Source organism: Flammeovirga aprica JL-4 (assembly GCF_012844305.1).
GTDB classification, from domain to species: Bacteria; Bacteroidota; Bacteroidia; order Cytophagales; family Flammeovirgaceae; genus Flammeovirga; species Flammeovirga aprica.
Window position 1 is genome coordinate 66,600 of the sequence record NZ_JABANE010000024.1, and the last position, 20,222, is coordinate 86,821.

General features: G+C 35.3%; 17 protein-coding genes. 13 read left to right on the forward strand and 4 right to left on the reverse strand.

Annotated features, from left to right (window positions below; translation table 11 throughout):
• Positions 1-187: 187 nt before the first annotated feature.
• Both HHU12_RS10965 and HHU12_RS10970 read left to right on the forward strand, forming a co-directional pair.
• Entirely contained in the window at positions 188-604 is a 417-nt protein-coding gene (locus HHU12_RS10965) for a DUF3127 domain-containing protein (protein ID WP_169656785.1), read from the forward strand.
• Positions 605-1,479: 875 nt separating this feature from the next.
• On the forward strand, positions 1,480-3,138 hold the full coding sequence (locus HHU12_RS10970) for an ABC1 kinase family protein (RefSeq protein WP_169656786.1): 1,659 nt from the start codon (positions 1,480-1,482) through the stop codon (positions 3,136-3,138).
• Between the two features lie 39 nt (positions 3,139-3,177).
• Here the strand turns inward: HHU12_RS10970 and HHU12_RS10975 are convergent, their stop codons facing one another.
• Positions 3,178-4,068 carry a cation diffusion facilitator family transporter gene (locus tag HHU12_RS10975; protein WP_169656787.1) on the reverse strand — a complete coding sequence of 297 codons (891 nt, stop codon included), beginning with the start codon at positions 4,066-4,068 and terminating at the stop codon, positions 3,178-3,180.
• Between the two features lie 394 nt (positions 4,069-4,462).
• On the opposite strand from HHU12_RS10975, the gene HHU12_RS10980 reads away from it, so the two are divergent.
• The 3 genes from HHU12_RS10980 (at position 4,463) to HHU12_RS10990 (ending at position 8,951) form a co-directional block, all read left to right on the forward strand.
• On the forward strand, positions 4,463-5,305 hold the full coding sequence (locus tag HHU12_RS10980) for a formate/nitrite transporter family protein (RefSeq protein WP_169656788.1): 843 nt from the start codon (positions 4,463-4,465) through the stop codon (positions 5,303-5,305).
• Positions 5,306-5,409: 104 nt separating this feature from the next.
• Entirely contained in the window at positions 5,410-7,677 is a 2,268-nt protein-coding gene (gene pflB, locus HHU12_RS10985) for a formate C-acetyltransferase (protein WP_169656789.1), read from the forward strand.
• 221 nt (positions 7,678-7,898) lie between these two features.
• Positions 7,899-8,951 carry an FUSC family protein gene (locus tag HHU12_RS10990; protein WP_169656790.1) on the forward strand — a complete coding sequence of 351 codons (1,053 nt, stop codon included), beginning with the start codon at positions 7,899-7,901 and terminating at the stop codon, positions 8,949-8,951.
• Here HHU12_RS10990 and HHU12_RS10995 read toward each other — a convergent pair whose 3' ends face one another.
• Positions 8,952-9,503: a 1-acyl-sn-glycerol-3-phosphate acyltransferase gene (locus HHU12_RS10995; protein WP_169656791.1), complete on the reverse strand. Its 552-nt coding sequence runs from the start codon at positions 9,501-9,503 to the stop codon at positions 8,952-8,954. It lies immediately after the preceding gene.
• Between the two features lie 193 nt (positions 9,504-9,696).
• Between HHU12_RS10995 and HHU12_RS11000 the strand changes: the two genes are divergently transcribed.
• From HHU12_RS11000 to HHU12_RS11010, 3 genes are all read left to right on the forward strand, one after another.
• The gene (locus tag HHU12_RS11000; RefSeq protein ID WP_169656792.1) at positions 9,697-10,527 is read left to right on the forward strand and encodes a phosphate ABC transporter substrate-binding protein; all 831 of its coding nucleotides are present in this window, start codon (positions 9,697-9,699) and stop codon (positions 10,525-10,527) included.
• 13 nt (positions 10,528-10,540) lie between these two features.
• On the forward strand, positions 10,541-13,114 hold the full coding sequence (locus tag HHU12_RS11005) for a SpoIIE family protein phosphatase (RefSeq protein WP_169656793.1): 2,574 nt from the start codon (positions 10,541-10,543) through the stop codon (positions 13,112-13,114).
• A 186-nt stretch (positions 13,115-13,300) separates the two neighbouring features.
• The gene (locus HHU12_RS11010) at positions 13,301-13,831 is read left to right on the forward strand and encodes a hypothetical protein (protein WP_169656794.1); all 531 of its coding nucleotides are present in this window, start codon (positions 13,301-13,303) and stop codon (positions 13,829-13,831) included.
• A gap of 89 nt (positions 13,832-13,920) precedes the next feature.
• Here the strand turns inward: HHU12_RS11010 and HHU12_RS11015 are convergent, their stop codons facing one another.
• A complete protein-coding gene (locus HHU12_RS11015; RefSeq protein WP_169656795.1) occupies positions 13,921-15,438 on the reverse strand; it encodes a carboxypeptidase-like regulatory domain-containing protein in 1,518 nt (505 codons plus the stop codon).
• Positions 15,439-15,713: 275 nt separating this feature from the next.
• Between HHU12_RS11015 and HHU12_RS11020 the strand changes: the two genes are divergently transcribed.
• On the forward strand, positions 15,714-17,684 hold the full coding sequence (locus tag HHU12_RS11020; RefSeq protein ID WP_169656796.1) for an ATP-binding protein: 1,971 nt from the start codon (positions 15,714-15,716) through the stop codon (positions 17,682-17,684).
• A 4-nt stretch (positions 17,685-17,688) separates the two neighbouring features.
• On the opposite strand, the gene ruvC is transcribed toward HHU12_RS11020, so the two are convergent.
• Positions 17,689-18,258 carry a crossover junction endodeoxyribonuclease RuvC gene (ruvC, locus tag HHU12_RS11025; protein WP_169656797.1) on the reverse strand — a complete coding sequence of 190 codons (570 nt, stop codon included), beginning with the start codon at positions 18,256-18,258 and terminating at the stop codon, positions 17,689-17,691.
• Between the two features lie 126 nt (positions 18,259-18,384).
• Between ruvC and HHU12_RS11030 the strand changes: the two genes are divergently transcribed.
• The 4 genes from HHU12_RS11030 to HHU12_RS11045 are packed head-to-tail and all read left to right on the forward strand — an operon-like array spanning position 18,385 to position 20,114.
• Entirely contained in the window at positions 18,385-18,591 is a 207-nt protein-coding gene (locus HHU12_RS11030; RefSeq protein ID WP_169656798.1) for a hypothetical protein, read from the forward strand.
• A gap of 2 nt (positions 18,592-18,593) precedes the next feature.
• Positions 18,594-19,580: an RHS repeat-associated core domain-containing protein gene (locus tag HHU12_RS11035; RefSeq protein WP_169656799.1), complete on the forward strand. Its 987-nt coding sequence runs from the start codon at positions 18,594-18,596 to the stop codon at positions 19,578-19,580.
• Complete coding sequence (locus HHU12_RS11040) at positions 19,580-19,846, forward strand: hypothetical protein (protein ID WP_169656800.1); 267 nt, start codon at positions 19,580-19,582, stop codon at positions 19,844-19,846. Before HHU12_RS11035 ends, HHU12_RS11040 begins: the two co-directional genes overlap by 1 nt.
• Entirely contained in the window at positions 19,794-20,114 is a 321-nt protein-coding gene (locus HHU12_RS11045) for a hypothetical protein (protein ID WP_169656801.1), read from the forward strand. Before HHU12_RS11040 ends, HHU12_RS11045 begins: the two co-directional genes overlap by 53 nt.
• Positions 20,115-20,222: the final 108 nt, after the last annotated feature.

The window sequence follows — 20,222 nt, forward strand, 5'->3', positions numbered from 1 at the left end:
ATTGTGTTTATGGTTAGATTGTTATTTGATATTCTAAAGTTACAGCATCAATTTTTTATTGAAAGGATAAGGTCATGGTTTATTTAGAAAATGTAAGGAATATTTGAAGGAATAATGTAAAAAAGTAAATAACCTTTCGTAGCTTCGTGTTTTATAAAAATTTAGAATAAAAGTAAAATTTATAAATATGGCATTTGAAGTAGTAGGCAAGATCGAAAAGATCATGGATACAGCACAAGTGACAGCAACTTTCAAGAAAAGAGATTTCGTTCTTTTAATTCAGGAAGGAAGCTACCCACAATACATTAAGTTCCAAGCAACACAAGATCGTTGTAATTTATTGGACAGCTATAATGAGGGTGACGACATTGCTGTTACATTTGATTTGAAAGGTAGACCTTTTGATAAAGGTGGTGAGACAATTTATTTCACAAACCTTGAAGCATGGAGAATTAACCCAGCTTCTCAAGCTCAACCTGCTGCAGCTCCTCAACAACAGCAACCTACTTATGGTTCACCTGCTCCAGCACAAACAAATACGCCTCCACCACCACCGCCACCGCCAGTAGGAGGTGATGATATTGATGGTGACTTGCCATTCTAGTAAATACATTTCAGAAATTGTATTTCGAAGCTACTTTCTAAATAATAGAGGGTAGCTTTTTTTATGCTTCAATAGAGCTGTTTCAGTCCTTAAAAAAGACGTTTCAGTAAAAATGACTGATTGCGAAGATATTATTGGCGTTACATTAAACACGAGGATAAAGATTTCAAATAAACAGACAGTTTTTATAAATAGCTACAGAATAGAGGTAACAATAGAATTATGTAGTATAATAAACTCAGATTAACCATTGATATTATTATAAGCATTAATTTCCATGACGAATCAATAGGATTTTCCTGTTGATTCGTTTTTTTTATGTCCAATTTTTAGTGAGTAAATCAGCGTTTCAAAAGTACCGGTAGAAGCACTTAATTATAAGCAAATACCCCTTCTTTTTAAGTTTTAACTTAAGACGTTTCATTCCTGAAAACAGTCGTTTCAGCAAAAAATGATATCGCTTTCCCTTAAAAAAGTCGTAACATAATATACGAGGATAAAGAAGTTAAAAAGATAGACAGTTCAGACAAATCATAATAATAAACTCAGAATAGCATTGATATAATATATCAATATGTATTTATTTAGTTTTCTCAACGAACCAATAGGATTTTCTTATTGGTTCGTTTTTTTATGTACTAAGCCAAAAATAGTTAATCATTAATACTTAATTATTTTTTGTGAGGACGACACAAAAAAACGAATGAATAGTGGTTCTATTGATTGTTTTTTAAGGCAGTATTCGCAAAACAATAAAAAGAATTAGTATTAAATAATTTTGTCTTAGTACTTATGCTTTATAAAAATCTTAACTTATAAAAACAAAAAACGAGAATTAGTTCTTCCTATATTGCACTTCAATTAAAAATGTTCAAATGCAAACAAAAACGACATATTCTAATCGATATATTGAGATTGTACAAGTGATGGTGAAATACGGTTTTCAGAGTTGGTTAGTCAATTCGAGTATTTCCCACCTTATTCCTAATAAAATTTTAGATAAACACCTTGAAGTATCAAGAGAACCTATTGAAGTCAGGTTTCGATTGGCAATTGAAGAATTAGGACCAACCTTTATTAAGTTGGGGCAGATGTTGAGCAATCGTGCAGATTTAATTCCAATAGAATATGTAAAAGAACTCAAGAAGCTTCAGGATGAGGTAAAACAAGATCAGTCTTTCAACGTGGAAGAGATGATAAAGGAAGAACTTGGAGAGGAAGAGTTTGAAACTTTTACGAAGATTAATGAAAAACCATTGGGTATTGCATCAATAGGGCAGACTTATGCCGTAGAAAGAGATGGTAAACCTTTGGTGCTAAAGGTAAGAAAACCATCAGCAAGTGCGACTGTCAATGAGGATTTAAGAATTATTCGCTCAATTCTAAGAATTGTGGTGAGGTCGAGCAGGAATATCGCCAAAATGGACCCGATGCGTCTGTTTGATGAATTTGAGATCACTCTAAAAAATGAATTGAATTATTCTATTGAAAAAAGAAATCAAGAACAGTTTTATAGTTATTTTAAAAACTCAAAAACTACCACAGCACCGAAAGTCATCAAGGAACTCTGCACAGATAAATTACTGTGTATGGAGTTTGCCAATGGTACGAAGATGAATGATTTTATTGAAACGGCTTCTGAACAGCAAAAAGAAGTGATCAGTAAAAACTTAGTCAAGTCTTTTTTCCAGCAGATTATTGAGTATGGCTTTTATCACGCCGACCCACATCCCGGTAATGTTTTTATCACAAAAGATTTAAAACTCTGTTTTATTGATTTTGGAATAGTTGGGCATTTATTAAAAGAAGATACTACTGTAATAGGCGAATTTCTGGAGGCGTTTCTTTCAAAAAATACGGATAGAGTGATTCATTCTATTAAAAGAATTGCACTAACCCATGAAATCACAAAAGAAAATAGAAAGAACCTTCAATATCAACTGCATGACCTTTTCCAATTTATAGATCAAGATGTAAGTACAATACCGTGGGCTAGCTTTTCTGAAAAAGTAATGACAATAATGTTCAGTTATAATATAAAACTGCCTAATTACTTTGTTACTTTAGCTAAAGCATTGGCGTTAGTTTTGGGGACCGCTTTAGAGATCAACCCAAAAATGAATCTTTTGAAGGAAATCAAACCCTTTATATTAAAGTATCAAATGCACTTTCTTACCTCAAAAGGACAGAGAGAACTTTTATTGGATCTAGTATATGGTATACGTGATTTCAAAAGCTTTCCGGCAGATATAAAAGAAATCATCGCTCTCATCAAAAAAGGGAAGATTGATGTGATGATTACTTTAGAAGAAACACAGCCTATATTGGATTCCTTTAGAAATGGGATCAATAAACTCACTATAGGTATAATTATAGGTTGCTTATTGATTGCTTCTTCCTCTATGGCTGTCGCAGAGAATGCCACCTTCATTAATAAGTTCGCTATTGCAGGCTATGTAATTGCAGGTATTTTGGGACTGGCACTTACCATTGATGTATTCAAAGACCTATTTAGAAACAAGCCAAAAAAATAAGTTGTAATAAATAAAGGGCGAATTCAATTCGCCCTAAAGTCATTCTACACAATCTTCTTCCAAACGCTCAATCTCTATTGTAATATGTTTGATCTTATCTTTCTTGATAATTTCTCTCACCTCTTTCTTTATTTCAGCACATCGGCACATATCCGTAGAATTTTCCACTACAAGATGAAGACTCATTATATTAAACTCACCATCCAATGACCATAAATGAAGGTCATGAGCATCTTCAACATTATTGATTTTCTTCAAATCATCGATGATTTCCTCCTGATTGATATTATGGGGTGCAGCCTGAAGGAAAATAGGGAGAATGCCAATCAGGTTTTTAATAGCATTATAAAGGATAAAAGAAGCGATTCCCAAAGAGAGTAATGGATCAATAATAGGAATATCATAAAAGTTCATGATTAAGGCCCCAATTAATACCGCTACCCAGCCAAGGGTGTCCTCCATCAAGTGAAGCATCATTACCCTTTGATTGGCGGAATTTTTATTTCCAAATAATTTAAACACCGCCATACCATTTACAGCCACACCTATAAAGGCCATCAACAACATCCCTTCTGAATGCACTTCTTCAGGTTCTATCAGACGGGGAATAGTCTTTACTATAATAAGTATAGAACCGGAAGTAAGGACGATGATATTAATAATAGCCGCTAAAGTGGAGTACCTTCTATAACCATAAGTATAGGTTGTATTTTCTTTTTTGTTAGAATACCGTTCAAAGAAATAACCAGCACCAATTGCCAGTGTATCTCCTAGGTCATGAACCGCATCAGATAAAATGGCGATGGAGTTGGTATAAAAACCTCCGATAAATTCAAAAATGGTAAATGATAAGTTGAGGAAAAAAGCCCAGCCTATATTCTTGGTAGAATCATGATGTTGTCCGTGTGAATGATGGTGGTGATGTCCCATATTATGATTGGAATAGTGTAAAAATCGCTGAAAAAAATTAGTCTCAAAGTTCTCTAACTTCAATAGTCTAACCAATTTACTAAATAAAAATTAATGAAATAGCGTATATATATGTTCGTTTGTAGGAAAGCGAATTTTCGCGTTTTGATTCTTTACGCTAAGTGAGAAAATTCATTTCTTTTTTTTGATTTATATGTAAAAAGTACAATAAAAAAAGGGGCTTTTTTTGAAAGTTTTTTGCATATAAGTGTTAATTAACTGCGTGTAAAATAGCTATTTACGTATAATCATATGTCATCACGAAATTTTAGTGATGACGATCACTGAAATAGATTTCTACTACTTTCATATTTGTATCATCACAAAGAGATAATCTTATAAACTTTCATATTGTATGGGATATTCATCGCCAAAAGAGATTTTAAGTAATATTAGAGGAGGGGCACTTCAGAAAGGAAATATGTCCATTCAACAATTGTTGGTCTTCGGATTTTTAGGAGGAGCGTATGTAGCCTTCGGATTCTTATTAGCCATAATTGTTGGAGGAGGATCACCTGGAATTGCAGCTGAAAACCCTGGTATCACAAAGTTTCTGATGGGTGCAGTTTTCCCAGTAGGACTAGTTTTAGTAATTATTGCAGGAGCAGAATTATTCACATCAAGTACTGCAATGATGACCGTTTCAGTTTTCTCAAAAGATCAGTCTTGGGGAAAGCTAGGGAAAGTTTGGGGATTTGGTTACTTAGGTAACTTTATAGGATCTCTATTTGTGGCTTACTTCATCACTACATTAACAGGAGTGGTTGACGCAGAGGTCTTCCATAACTCATTAATCAGTGTAGCAGAACATAAAGTGGGTAATCCTTTTTATAAGACTTTCTTTAAAGCAGTAGGGGCCAACTGGCTAGTATGTTTGGCGGCATGGCAAGCATACGCTGCAAAAGATGTGATGGGTAAAGTAATCGGAATCTGGTTCCCAGTAATGACTTTCGTAACCTTTGGTTTCGAACACTGTATTGCCAATATGTATGTGATTCCGGCGGCGATGTTTAATGGTGCTGACATTACTTGGTCAGATTTTATCATCACCAATTTAATACCTGCAACGTTAGGAAACATCGTAGGAGGAGCCTTCTTTGTAGGGACAATTTACTGGTGGATGTTTGTGAAGCCAGACATGGAAAAAGAAAATTCACAGCTTAAAAAAGATTTGAAGGACAGCAAAGTTGCTAGCTAGAGAATTTAAGTTGATTTAATTAATAAAACTAAACATAGACATCTGAACGTTAAAAATACCGTTTAGTGTAAATGTAGATTGTAAAGAAAAACCAAAATAGAAGAATGGAAAACGCTGTATTAAACTCTCAATTAAAAGGAACAAAGTGGCAAAACGAAATCAACGTTTATGACTTTGTAGTAAATAACGTTACACCTTATTATGGAGACGCTTCTTTCTTAGCGGAAGCAACTGAGGCAACTAAAAAGCTTTGGGATATCTGCTTAGCAGGTATGAAAGAAGAAAGAGAAAATAATGGTTGCCGTGACATTGACACGGATACAATCTCTACTGTAACATCTCATAAAGCAGGTTACATCAACCAAGAATTAGAAACAATCGTTGGTTTACAGACTGATGAGCTTTTAAAGCGTGCTATGAAGCCTTTCGGTGGCTATAGAGTAGTGAAAAACGCTGTAGAAGAAAAAGGTAAAACGGTTAACCCAGCTGTAGAAAACGTATTTAACTATGCAAAAGATCACAACAACCAAGTGTTCGCTGCATATGATAAAGAAATTAGAACTTACCGTTCATTAGGTGTTTTAACTGGTCTTCCTGATAACTATGCACGTGGTCGTGTAATCGGTGACTACCGTCGTTTAGCACTTTACGGTACAGATCAATTAATCGCAGCAAAACAAAAAGATTTTGCTAACATCGAGGAAGGTTTAAGCGAAGGTTCAGGAGCGGACATCGCAATGAACATCCAATTACGTGAAGAGATTACTTCTCAAATTTCTGCATTGAAAGACATCGCTGAGATGGCTGCAATGTACGGTTTAGACGTAACTCGTCCTGCTGAAACTGCAAAAGAAGCTGTACAAGCAGTATACTTTGCTTACTTAGCGGCTGTAAAAGAGCAAGATGGTGCTGCAATGTCATTAGGTAACGTATCTTCTTTCTTAGATATCTATATCCAAAGAGACTTAGAAGCAGGTACTATCAATGAGGTTGAAGCTCAAGAATATATCGACCACTTCGTAATGAAATTACGTATGGTTCGTCACTTACGTCCAGGTGCTTATGACGAGATCTTCGGTGGTGACCCAACTTGGGTAACTGAAGCTATTGGTGGTCAATTCCACGACGGTCGTACTAAAGTGACTAAAACTTCATTCAGATTCTTACAAACACTTTATAACTTAGGAGCATCTCCAGAGCCAAACTTAACTGTACTTTGGTCAAAAGATCTTCCTGAAGGTTTCAAAGATTTCTGTTCTCAAGTATCAATTGATACTTCATCTATCCAATACGAAAATGACGATTTAATGCGTCCTAACCGTGGATCAGATGACTACGGTATCGCTTGTTGTGTATCTTACCAAGAAATCGGTAAAAGAATCCAATTCTTCGGTGCACGTACAAACTTACCAAAAGCATTATTGATGGCAATCAACGCTGGTCATGACGAAAACAAAAACGTATTGACAGTGAATGGTATCGATTCAATGGCTAACGATGAGTACTTGGATTACGACAAAGTAATGACGCAATTCAAGAAAACAATGCAAGAGGTTGCTCGTGTTTATGTGAAGACGATGAACATCATTCACTATATGCACGACAAGCACTACTACGAAAAAGCACAATTCGCATTCTTGGACACTGATCCAGGTATCGATATGGCTTACGGTGCTGCTGGTATCTCTATCATTGCTGACTCATTATCTGCAATCAAGAATGCTAAAGTGAAGCCAGTTCGTGATGAGAACGGTTTAGCTGTTGACTTCGAAATCGAAGGTGATTACCCTAAATATGGTAACGACATCGATGATGTAGATAACATCGCTAAAGAAATCTCTCATATCTTCTTCACTGAGTTAGCGAAGCACAAAACTTACCGTAACGCTGTACCTACAATGTCATTATTGACAATTACTTCAAACGTAATGTACGGTAAGAAAACAGGTGCTACTCCTGACGGTCGTAAGGCTGGTGAGCCATTTGCTCCAGGTGCTAACCCAATGCACGGTCGTGATACAAACGGTGCTGTTGCTTCATTGAACTCTGTTGCAAAATTAGACTACAATGATGCTCAAGACGGTATCTCAAATACATTCTCAATCGTTCCTAAGTCATTAGGTTCTGAAAGAGCTGTTCAAGTGAAAAACCTTGTAACTATGATGGATGGTTACTTCGCTGAAGAAGGCGGTATGGCTCACCACTTAAACGTGAATGTATTGAACAGAGATACTTTAATGGATGCTTATGAAAATCCTGAGAACTATCCACAGTTAACAATCCGTGTATCTGGATACGCTGTGAATTTCATCAGATTATCAAGAGCGCACCAATTAGAGGTGATTCAAAGAACATTCCACGAGTCTATGTAATATTGACTGGGAATTAGAAATAATAAGAGGCTACTTCGAAAGAGGTAGCCTTTTCTTTTATACTTTAATAAGGTATTTTAAATGAAGAATGAAGAATGAATATACTTTCTAATATTACTTTACTTTGGTAAGCTTACTTTTATTATCAAATGGAATCTCACAATTTGCAATACGCATCAACTTCATTCTTCTTTCTTAACTCTTCATTATTATAAGTTGGTATGAATAAGAAAATTGAAACATATATCTATCAAAATGTAGAAAGGATTCACCTGATCAGAACAATGCTTTTGGTGGGGATAAGTTTTATTCTTGTTAGTGTATTAAAAATCCCTCATGGAACATGGGTGTGTATTACGGCAATGGTACTCATTGGGCCTATACCAGAATTTGGAGGTATTATTCATCGTATACTTCAAAGAATATTAGGGACAATAAGCGGGTCAATATTAGGCGTAGCCACCTTATTATTATTTAAGGATAATCTACCTATACAAACTTTCATCATACTAGGCACTATTCCTTTATTTGGATTATTTGTCTTCAAAAAATATCCTTATGCTTACTTAATTGGAGTGATGACATTAATAATTCTTTTAGGTGTGAATGAGAATGAAAGTATCGAAACGGCTTTGTGGAGATCTGGAAATATTATTTTTGGTGGATTGATTACTTTAGTTTTTGCATTAATTTTTCCTGTCAGGGGAGTAAGAGAATTGAAATTTGAAATGGCCAATGCTTTAACTTTAATTTCTAGAGAATATAAAAGTGTTGTTAAGGGTGAACGTGCTGAGGAAAACTATCTTTTAGAAATCAGTAAAATTATTTCTTCTATTCGGAAACAGAGAAAGATTATTGAGCATGTAAAAAAGGAAAGTAGTCATTTTAAGCATAGATCAAAGGAATTGGAAGAGGCAATAGTGATTTTGAGAAGAATGTCTGGTATAATTGAGTTGTTGAACACTTCTACATTTGCCTCAGAAATTGGGAATCAATACATCTCACAGCTTTATTCCATGCATGAAAAGCATCAAATATTCACTTCACACCTTGATAATTTGATAACTCAGCTTACTGAAGATTCATTCACTACTCCTATGCAAGAAAACCTTAGACTTACTTCAACTAGAGAAGAATTAGAAAATCTCAATGAAAACAATCAGGATAATCACACCCCTTTAAGCCCTTACAGTTATGTATGGCTAAATTATCAATTTGGACTTCAGGTATTTTTATTGGAAGAAAAAATAGATATTCTGTTTAATAGAAAATAATTAAGATGGTAATCTGATTCCTTTCTCCGGGTGTTTACCCACAAACTGACTCAAATAAGTTTTTATTTTAAGTGTATCTTCCTCAATGTTACCCGATGGGATTATATACTCACCAAATACAATTCTTTTAGTTTTGAAGCACATACCCACCATATAGATTGGGACATTAGCCCCTATAGCAATTCTGTAAAAACCAGTTTTCCAGTTATCATTATACGATCGCGTTCCTTCAGGAGTAACGGCCATAATTAATTCTTCTCTTTGATTGAACTGCTCAATTACTTGATCTACCAATCGTGTATTTTTCGTTCTAATGACAGGAATAGCACCTTGAGACTTCAAAAATCTACCTAATACACCTTTGCAGAGTGTGCTTTTAATGAAAAATTTTGCTTTAATTCCTACTATATCACGTGCAGGCACACCTACCATAAAATCCCAAAAACTAGTATGAGGCCCCACAACAACAACCATTTTTTTTACATCTTCAGGTAACACACCTTCCACTTTCCAACCGGCTAGTTTAAATAGCCAAATCCAAATCGTTCTCATTTTGTTAACATTAGAAAAGTGCTAAACTATCACTAAATATTGATAACTCCGACTTAAAAGAGGGTTTATTAACGAAATAATTGTACTATTAAGTGTGTTTAGGTCACTTATAACATCAAGATAATGTAAAGATAGCGACTTATTCTTGTAATATTAGATCTCGACTTTTGTGATAGAATTAAATGCTGAAGTAATGAAGAATCTATCTTTAAAATTAATAACAGTAATACTTTTTAATATTTTTGTATTTGCTACTAGAACGAACGGACAAACAAACACATTAAGAGGACAAGGCAGTGACACAATGCTCCCTGTAGTTGAAGCTTTGGTAAATACCTTTTCTTCTTCAGGGTCAATTGATGTTGAAGGAGGAGGAAGTTCATTAGGTTTTAGAGGATTGTCAGATTATGCAGTCCAATTTGCACTTTCATCAAGAAAAGTAAAAGTAGGAGAAAAGGAAAGAATTGAAGATCAATACGATCACTTAATGGAAAAAGTGATTGCCTTTGATGCCTTGTCAATTATTACACACTCTTCAAATCCTGTGAAGAAATTATCAGTGCAGACTATTGCGAAGATTTTCAAAGGAGAAATTACTAATTGGAGTGAAATAGGAGGGAAAGATATTCCTATTCTAGTGGTGACAAGAGATGAGAACTCAGGTAGTTTTGGTTTCTTTAAGTCAGAGGTAATGGGCAGTGCACCTATGCGAAAAGGAAGTGTTGAAGTGCAATCTAACTCCGCCGTTGTGGAAAAAGTAAGTGATGAAGAAGGTGCTATTGGCTATTGTGGTATCGCTTATGTTGATGAAGTAGTACAGCCAATATCTGTAAGTATCAATAATAAGGATTATGTGTATCCTTCTTTCAGAAATGCACTACAGAAAATCTATCCTCTTTCAAGACCTCTTTATTTATATTATAGAGATTCAGAAAAGAGTACTGTTCAAAGTTTTGTGAAATTTGCACTCTCAGAAAAAGGGCAACAAGTTGTCGCTCATAAAGGATATATACCAGCTTTTTAAAACTATTTCCATTATGAAATTAACTCCTCAAAAAAGGCAAGCTAAGAGTATTAAAACAAGGTTAGTTTGGTCATTTGCTACGAACTTATTGATCATTAGCGTGGTGTTTTTTGTGTATGCTTATATCAAGAACACTACTACCAACGCCGAAAACGTTGTGAATGATCTTGCTGTTGTTTCTAATAAAATCCAAAAAATTAAATCGGGTCAGCAATCTTTCTTACTTACCGAAACTATCAATCCTACTTTCTACGAGACCAAACAAAATAAGTACATCAACAAAAACAAAGAACTGATTGCTGAAATCAACCAACAGATAGATGCTTTTTATGTCAATGATTATGTAAAAAGGGCCAATGTGATTATGCCTTTGCGTAATCTTGAGAAATCTATTGCTTTGTATCACACTACTCTGGATTCTTTAGTGTCTGTTCAGCTTAAACGAGGATTTAAAAGTTTTGGGGTAGAAGGTGATATGCGTCGTTCTGTTTATAGTGTAATGAACTCAGGTTATGCATTGGATCAGGTGAAGATTCTATCTTTAAGACGACATGAAAAAGACTATATCTTAAGAAAGGATAAAGCCTATGCCGGAAAACTTTCTAAGGTGATTGAGAAGCTGAAAGTAGATGTTGATAGAACAGTTTCTGATAAATATGGAAGGGTGTATCTGAAAGGAGCATTAGATAACTATGAGCAGTATTTCCATAAACTGGTCGCTTTGGATGCTCAGTTGGGCTACTTCGGAAATGCGGGTATCAAAGACAATTTGAATGTGTCCCTGAACATTATCGAAAAAGATATCCATAATATTTCAGAAGTGGTGAAAGAGTACGAACGTTATTGGCAGAATATCAATTTGATCCTGCTGTTTGTTTCTGCTTTCAGTATTATTTTAGTCAATGCTTTATTATTGTATTACCTCCTGAATCGTTTAGGGAAACCTATTAATAAATTATCAAAATCGATTCATCAAATTGTTGAAGATAAGTTTCAAGGGAAAATCTATACCATCAATACACAAGATGAAATAGGTGATCTTTCAAGGGACTTCAATTATGTGTTGGAGAAAATGAGTGAGAGAAGTGATGAAATCCTTCAGCAGAAAGAAGAATTGGCCACTACTTATGAAAAAATAGACACGATCAGACAGATCGGTAATAAAATCAGTAACCACACCTCTGTAAGTGAGATCATAGAAGAATTCAACAGAGCCTTGAGTAATGTGCTGGATTTCTCTTTGTTTATGGTGGGGATTGTCCATGAAGATAAAATGCATTACCAAGGGTATGATAAAGAAGGTCAGTATTATGAATTAAAACGATCTCTTCTTGATAACACACACTTGGGTGTAACTTGTTATAACTCTCAGGAAGCAATCATTTGTGAAGATTTCTTGGGAAGTACTCCTAACCCCTACAAACACTTATTACCTGTAATTACCCACAAAAAAGCAGCGTCATTGATCTATCTTCCATTGACTTCTTCTACAGGAAAAATTGGCGTTTTGGCCATTCACAATGACAGGCCAAATGCTTACACTGACGTTGAGATTAACATGCTGGGAAGTATTGTGGTGTACGCTGTGAGTGCATTGCAAACTGCAGTTAACTATGAGGACTTGGAAACGCAGGTGTTGAAGAAAACGGAACAAATCAACAGACATAGGGACGAACTGATGAGCAGTAATTTGTTGCTTCAAGGGACGCTGGAAGAGCTAGAGAAAAAGAACTCACAGCAAACAAGCAGTATTCAATATGCAAAAAGAATACAGCAAGCATTGCTCCCTAACATCTCAATGATTCAGTCGAAATTCCACGACGCTTTTGTATTCTACAGACCGAAAGATATTGTCAGCGGGGATTTTTACTGGATGGAAAGCAAGGGCGATTACACTTATTTGGCTGTAGCAGATTGTACAGGTCATGGTGTTCCGGGTGCGTTTATGTCTATTTTGGGTAGAGAGATATTATCAAACCTTATTAATTCAAAAGAATATATGACTCCTGCTCAGCTTCTTGATGAACTGAATGTCAGAATCAGAGTAGTGTTGCAGCAGGAAAAAATGAACAATAAGGACGGTATGGATATTGGTATCTGTGTCATCAATAAGAAAAAGAGACAGTTGACTTTTGCTGGTGCACATCATCCTCTTTATTTAGTGAAAAAAGATGCTGTAGGGCAACAGGAAATAGAAGTAGTTCCAGGAGAAAAACAGTCGATTGGCGGACATGTATTCAAGAAAAAAGCCTATCAGAAATTCACAGATCATGTGATAAAATTAGATGATCCTAATGCTCAAATTGAATCTGTATACATGTGTACTGATGGTTATCAGGATCAGTTTGGGGGTGAAAAGGGACAGAAATTTTATAAGAAAAACATGAGGAAACTATTTCTGGAAGTATCCGAAAAACCAATGTTTGAGCAGAAATCTATTATTGCGATGACAATCAATGAATGGATGCAGGAAACTGAAAAACAAACGGACGATATTTTAGTGATTGGATTCAAATTGCCTCCAATTCAATTTGTGGGTAAAACGCTAGAAGATAAGAATGTAAAAGATATGTTGGGATTGGTATAACCTTCGAATTCTAACAACATGTATTAAAGCATTGCCCTTTTTATAATTTATCTATAATTTGTGCAACATGCTCTTGAAAAGACAGTGATAGTGTATTTATCACTGTTTTTTATTTTATTATGATGCAATTAACAGAATTGTATTTTTCAATCAGCGTTATTTGTTTTGAGTTTAACAATAAAAACTATGATGAATATTAAACCAACAAACTTCAGATATGTACTGCTATTAGTATCTGGTTTATTGATTACAACATTATCTCTAGCACAAGAAAAACAACAGAAAACAACAACTTCAAGAAGTGGAGGCTCTTATTCTGCAGGCCATGCGTGGTTTTTAAACACAGGATTTGGTTTTAGTAATCATGGCATTCCATTTTATATTGGTGGAGAATACACCGGCTTTCATCCTGACATTTCAGTAGGTGGGGTTTTCTCTTATCATAACCGTTGGGACAACCATAAAGACCGCTCAGCATGGACACTATCAGCTGTGGGTAATTACCATTTTAACCGATTATTAAATCTATCTTCCGAGTGGGATGTATATGCAGGAGCCAATGTTGGTTTTTATGGATATAGTCATGCTAACACTGGTTTCGGTGGAGGTATTCAAGTAGGTGGCCGTTGGTTTATAACGGACTTAATTGGGCTGAATCTTCAATTTGGAGGAGGAACAGTTTCCGGAGGTCAGTTTGGCGTAACGTTCAGGTTATAATAATACCTGCTAATTTTGATAGAGCACTTACGGCAGTAGATCATATAAAGAAAAAGCGGATTCATTATCGGATCCGCTTTTTCTATTTATTATATTTCTTCCTTTCGCTGATACTCTTCCAATGATTTTGTTGGTGTGATTACCGTACCACCTTCCCAAAGGTCAAGTGAATTTTGTTGTTCTCTCTTCACCTTTACAATTTCTTTTTCTTTCAAATTATTATATTCACTTTCAGATATTTTTTCGCGGTCAAGCACCAATATTTCCCTCGTTTCATCAGAACTCATATGCAGGTTGGTTTTTATCTTTATCTCTTCCAGTGTTTTATCAAACATAAAACGTTTCTGCTTTTTTAAAAGAGAGAAATTTCTTTCTAAGGAGAAGTTTATCTTTTTTTGACTGTAGATATATTTCACATAATAACTGCTTTCACCTTTCTCAAAAATCACCCTCATCTTTTTGTAGTTTTCAGAATAGCCAATACCCAAAAGCTGAATGTGTTTGCCTCTTTTTCCAGGTGCGTATTCAATATTCATTTGAAGTATAGCGAAGGTCTCAGAAGAAACGAAGATCGAGCCTTGAAAATTCCCACCCTTAGGCGTAAAGGAAATTTTATAAGCCACATCATCATCGATCATTGTTGCCCCTTCCAGTTCGTATTTATACTTTCCTTTTTTGGTGACAAACTCCATGAAATCACTATCAATGTCCATTACCTGATCAAAAACTTCTTCTATGCTGATTTTGACATACTTTGTTTTAAAATTGTAGTGTAAGGAATCAAAAACATCTGGGTTCTCTAAATTAAGAGAATCAGAACTTGCCTCTTCCTCATCTTTTAATTTGGTACCAATAATACCCGACTTTATTCTATAATAAACTTTATCCTCATTAAAAGAGCTCTCTATATCTTCCACCAGAAAATTGAGTGTATTTTCCATTTCTTTATTGATTTTCTGAAGAGAACTCTCCTCCAGAGAAATAGATTTTTGATTCACTAACTTATGCTCCTCCTTGCCTGTATACCAAGTGTGTTTACTGTCCATATAATTGATAAATTCATCAGGAAGCATTTCAATAATTTTACGGCTTTTCGCTTGATCAATTCCCTCAAAACTGGATTTCTTTAATCGAATAGGGTCATCTTTATTGACAGTGGTCCTATGAAAACTATGGACAAAAAGGTTTTCTTTCACATACTCTTTTTTATAATTTTCAGCAAAATTCTCTTCCACTTTATTCATAATGTCTTTCACCGAAATATTTTTTGATGTAATCACCACTTCCTCAAGATTAATCACAAGAGGCATCAATTCAACATTCAAATTTGTACCCTTTTGAAGATCTTTGACCAGAAACTTTTTTGGCGTATAACCCCCATAGCTAAAGGTAATAGAATCAGTAGGATTGAGGTTTGAAAGGTTGACGGTGTAGTTCCCCTCAGCATTGGATACAGTACCTGTCCCTTTTTCTGAAAATAAAATATTAGTAAAAGGGAGAGGAGCTTTTGATTCAGCATCAGTAACTTGACCTTTTATGATTTCTTGAGCGAAAAGGCTTTCAGAGCAAAATAAAATAAAGAAAATGAGTACTGTTTTTTGTAACATAGATAGTTTGTTATTTAAAAGTATGATGAGATGGTGAATAATCTGATTGTTCAGAAATGTAGGTAATCTCTATTCAGCTTGACACAGTAACAAGACAAATAGTAAAACACATTATTGAATATAAGATTTTTTTGTGAAGGTCCGCTCATTTTTCATTAACATAAATAATATTAAACCAAAAGAAAATCTTTCTTGCAACCTTTTGACTTTAATGTTGTCTTTTTATATTGAAGTCCCACCGGGGAAACTATTATTATCTATATAATGCTATTCTTTTGAAACACTATTTACTATTTGTTACACTCTTTTCTTCACTATCACTCTCTGCCCAATCTTTAAGTTCAAATAGAAACCACGAAATTGATAGTTTAAGGAAAAAAATAAAGCAGCAAGAAGTCAATGAACAATATGTGAAAGACCTCTTGTCTCTCTGTAGGCTTTATAATCAGAGAGACTTAGATTCTGCCCTTTACTTTGCAGATCAAGCTATCAGTATGGCTTTGCAGATCAATGATCAGGAAGACCTCCAAAAAGCGTATCATCAGAAAGGTGTAGTGCATTATTATCAGGCAGAATACAGTGAAGCGCTCAAAGACTATTTTGAGTCATCAAACATTGCCAAGAACCTCGGTGATACTTCAGCATGGAATGTATCAATACAGAACCTCGGGAAGGCTTATGAGGTGCAAGGAGAGCACGAAAGGGCCTATGATTACTATCAAAGAGGATTAGAACTCCTCAACGATTCCTCTTCCGCTCGTCTAAGAGCATTGGCTTATAGCAACATGGCTAATATCCTTTTTTACAAAGAACAATACGAGAAATCACTGGCATATCATAAAAAGGCCATTAGTATAAGGACAAAAGAAAATCAGAGAAATGCTTTGGCTTATTCCTATAATGATATCGCAATCGTTTATAGAACAGTGGGTGAAATAGGACAGGCATTAAGGGCTTACAAAGACTCCTATAACATTCTGAAAAAGTCAAATGATCAAAGAGGCTTGACTTCCGTAGCAAGTAATATTGCGGGGCTTTATATAGATATGAACAAATTGGATTCCGCTTTATATTATGCTCAAGAAAGTTATGCATTAGCGACAGCTATTGAAGCAAGACATGAGTTAATGGGAGCCTCTTCACAGTTATCAAATCTGTATGAAAGAAAAGGAGACCATAAGTCTGCATTAAAATATGTACGTCAATCACATGACCTGTATGATAGTGTTTTTACGCAAGAGAAAATGCGTGAAGTAGCATTGTTAGAAACGCAAGTGAAGTTCAATGAACAAAAAGCCAGAAATGAATTGCTGGAAGAGCAAAGAAAAGCACAGGAAGCAAGCATGGATAAACAGTTAGTGGTTACAATCTCTTCTTTGGTGATTTCCTTTCTTTTGATTGGTGTAATTATGGTATTTATCAAAGAACGTTTAAAACAACGAGAATTGACCAAAAGACTCACCGCGGCCAACGAATTACTGCAACACCAGCAAAGTGAATTAGCCCTCCGTAATGTAGAAGTAAAAGAACATAATGAGTTGTTGAATAACCTGAATGAAGAAAAAAATCATTTGATTGGTGTCGTAGCTCATGATTTAAGAAATCCTTTGACTTCCGCTTTGACCCTTTCACAGCTTTTGGAAGTGGAATTAGAAGGAGACAATCAAGATTGTGCAAAAGGAGTAAAAAATGCCTTGCTGAGAATGAACGAAATGATCACTAGAATATTAGATGTGAAAGCCATAGAAGCAGGGCATATGAATTTAAATATGAGTTCTTTTGATATAGATGAGGTGGTGGAAAATGTAGTGGAAAACTGTGAACATACAGCGGAGAAGAAAGGGATTCATATCATACAGAAATTGAAGCCCGTTACTGTTTTTGCAGACCCTAACGGTGTAAGACAAGTACTTGATAACCTTCTAAGCAATGCTATAAAATTCTCACCCAAAGACGAGAAAATTGAGGTGGAAGTAAAGGTTTGTAGTGAGGAACAAGCAAGTGTCATCATCAAAGATAATGGTCCAGGTATTTCCAAAACTGATATGAAGCGTATGTTTGGGAAATTCCAGCGTCTTTCCGCAAAACCCACAGATGGGGAGTCTTCCACAGGTCTAGGGTTGAGTATTGCCAAAAAATTTATTGACGCCATGAAAGGCGATATTGTATGTGAAAGCGAAGAAGGGAAAGGTAGTGCTTTTATTGTAAAAGTACCATTAGACATCAAAAAAAGTGTCGCTTCCTAGCCACTTACTTTTTCGTTTTTGCAACTCTGCTCGGGTTATTCGCAATAAAGGAAGACCATGATTTCTTCTTAGAAGTATTCACACCATTCTGGAAAATATGTGTAATAGCCACGCCCAAAGCATCCGTTGCATCAAACAGCGACTGATCATCAATTTTAAACTTCAATAGCTTCTCAATCATATTGGAAACTTGCTCCTTAGAAGCATTTCCGTTCCCCGTCACCGCCGCCTTAACTTTTTTAGGGGCATACTCCGTAATCGGAATATCCCTCATCAGCGCCGCCGACATCGCTACGCCCTGTGCTCTGCCCAATTTCAATGCCGACTGTACATTTTGCCCCACAAAAGGAGCCTCCAAAGCCACTTCATCCGGAGCATACTCTTCCAAAATAGAAGTAATACGTTCATGTATCTTTTTCAGTTTCAACGCATGAGAAGAGTATTTTTTCAAATGAATCACACCATACTGCACCAACGTTAGCTTTTGTCCTTTGGCCAAAATAAGACCATATCCCATCACCTGCGTCCCCGGGTCAATTCCTAATACTAACTTTTCTTTTACAGTGGCTAACATATCTCTTCTCGTCTAACTTTATAAAAATACAAAGTAATGGAATTTAGCTAGAAGTTCATTGGAAGAGGAGTGAAAACTTGTTAGGGAGTTGGTAATGGTTTTGGAATCAGTGGTAACTATAGTAAGATGCATCTACTCCAAGCACCTAAAATCAAAGAGTTGCCCATTTATGGCTCCAACCGTTTAGGGCAACACAACGGTAAAGGCGCAATACATCAATTGGCTTCTTATAAAAGGATTTACGAATACGCCAATCACTTAGGCAACGTTCTAGCCACTACACATGACAATGGTATATCCTTTCACTTTCGGATTACTTCCCATTTGGTCTAGCCATGGAAGATCGTTCTTTCCAAGAGGCTGATTATAGGTATGGGTTCGGAGGTCATGAGAAAGACGATGAAATTAAAGGAAATGGAAAGCATTATGATTTTGGAGGATATGGCTATGACCCGATATTAGGTAGAAGGTGGAATGTTGATCCAGAATTTAAACAAATCGCAGGACTTTCCCCATATTCTTATTCTTTAAAAAATCCTATAGTATATAAAGATCCAGATGGTAAATTACCAATTCTCCCGCTTCTTTTAAAAGCAGGTGCTAATGGAGCAACTGATATGCTTACTCAAGCGGCAATAGCATATTTCTTTGATCCAAATGTTGAGACCATCAATCAAGCTTTTGAAGTAGTTAATTGGTGGCAAGTTAGTAGATCTGCTGCTGAGGGAGCTATGCCTTGGAAAGTACCTGGTGGTAAGTTTGGTAAAGCAGCAGCTACTGCTTCAGGTGATGTATTAGTCAATGCTTTATCTGCGGGTTCTAACTATTCCAAAGAACAGGCATTACAAGACTTTGCTACAGGTTTTGTAAGTAATCTTGCAGGGGATGCTTTAGGGGAGTTAATATCGAAATATGGTTCTGGTATTGTTGCAAAAGGACTTTCTAAAATGGGTTTTGATGATAAAGCAATAGAGAAATATATTACAGGAGCGGGAACAACATGGAAAGGTCGAGCTGACTATAGTGATCTTGATTTAAATGATAAGAAAGCACATATTAGAGGAATTGGAAAAAAATTCACTGAAGATCAAAAAAATAAGGTTAAAGCAGTGAATAAAAAACATAATAATGGATATTTAAGAGATGATGAAACAGGTGACTTTTTAGTACCAGGAGTAAGAGGAGGAAAAGATCCATTCCAAGCAGAAGTTGATCATATTGTTCCAAAAAGAGGAAATCCTCAGGGTACAAATCACTTTAGTAATGCTCAGGGAATTGGTAAAAAACGAAATGGAGAATATATTAATAAACAGAAAAAGTAATGAATTTTAATGATGAAAAAGAATTAGATAAAGCTATTTCAAAAGAGTGGAATAATAAAGTGTCAAAAATTATTGATTTTTATGTAAAAGAAAATAATAAATCCATTTTAGAATACTTATTTTTTAAATTAAAAGATAAATCTATTTATAGCAATGGTGCTATCTTAAGTACACTCGTAAAAGGGTTCTTTAGGTTAAAAAGAACATCCAAAGATGAATTGTACTCCTTTATTCGAATTATGGGATATAGAGGATCATACTGTTAATGAGTCGTTACTTAATGTATTAGGTTATGATAAGGTGGTACCAAGTGAAGATGAACAAAAAATAATTATTAAAAAATATTTTCATTTTGGTGATGATATTGATAACAGGTATTATTCAGACCCTAAATATGGTTTAGCAGCGGCATGTGCAGGCTGGAATACAAGCATTGTTAAAGATTTTTTAAATCACTGCTTAACAATGAACGATGTACCTCTTGTATATGTTTCTAAATATTCTTTAAAAGGGCATTATGTAAAATTAAGATAATACCCCTCCTCATTGTTCTAATTATCAAGCTGTTATCGTCATTGCGAACTATATTATTGTTTAAGTTTCCGAACTTAAAACAACAAATTAAGCCAATCTACCCCCAAA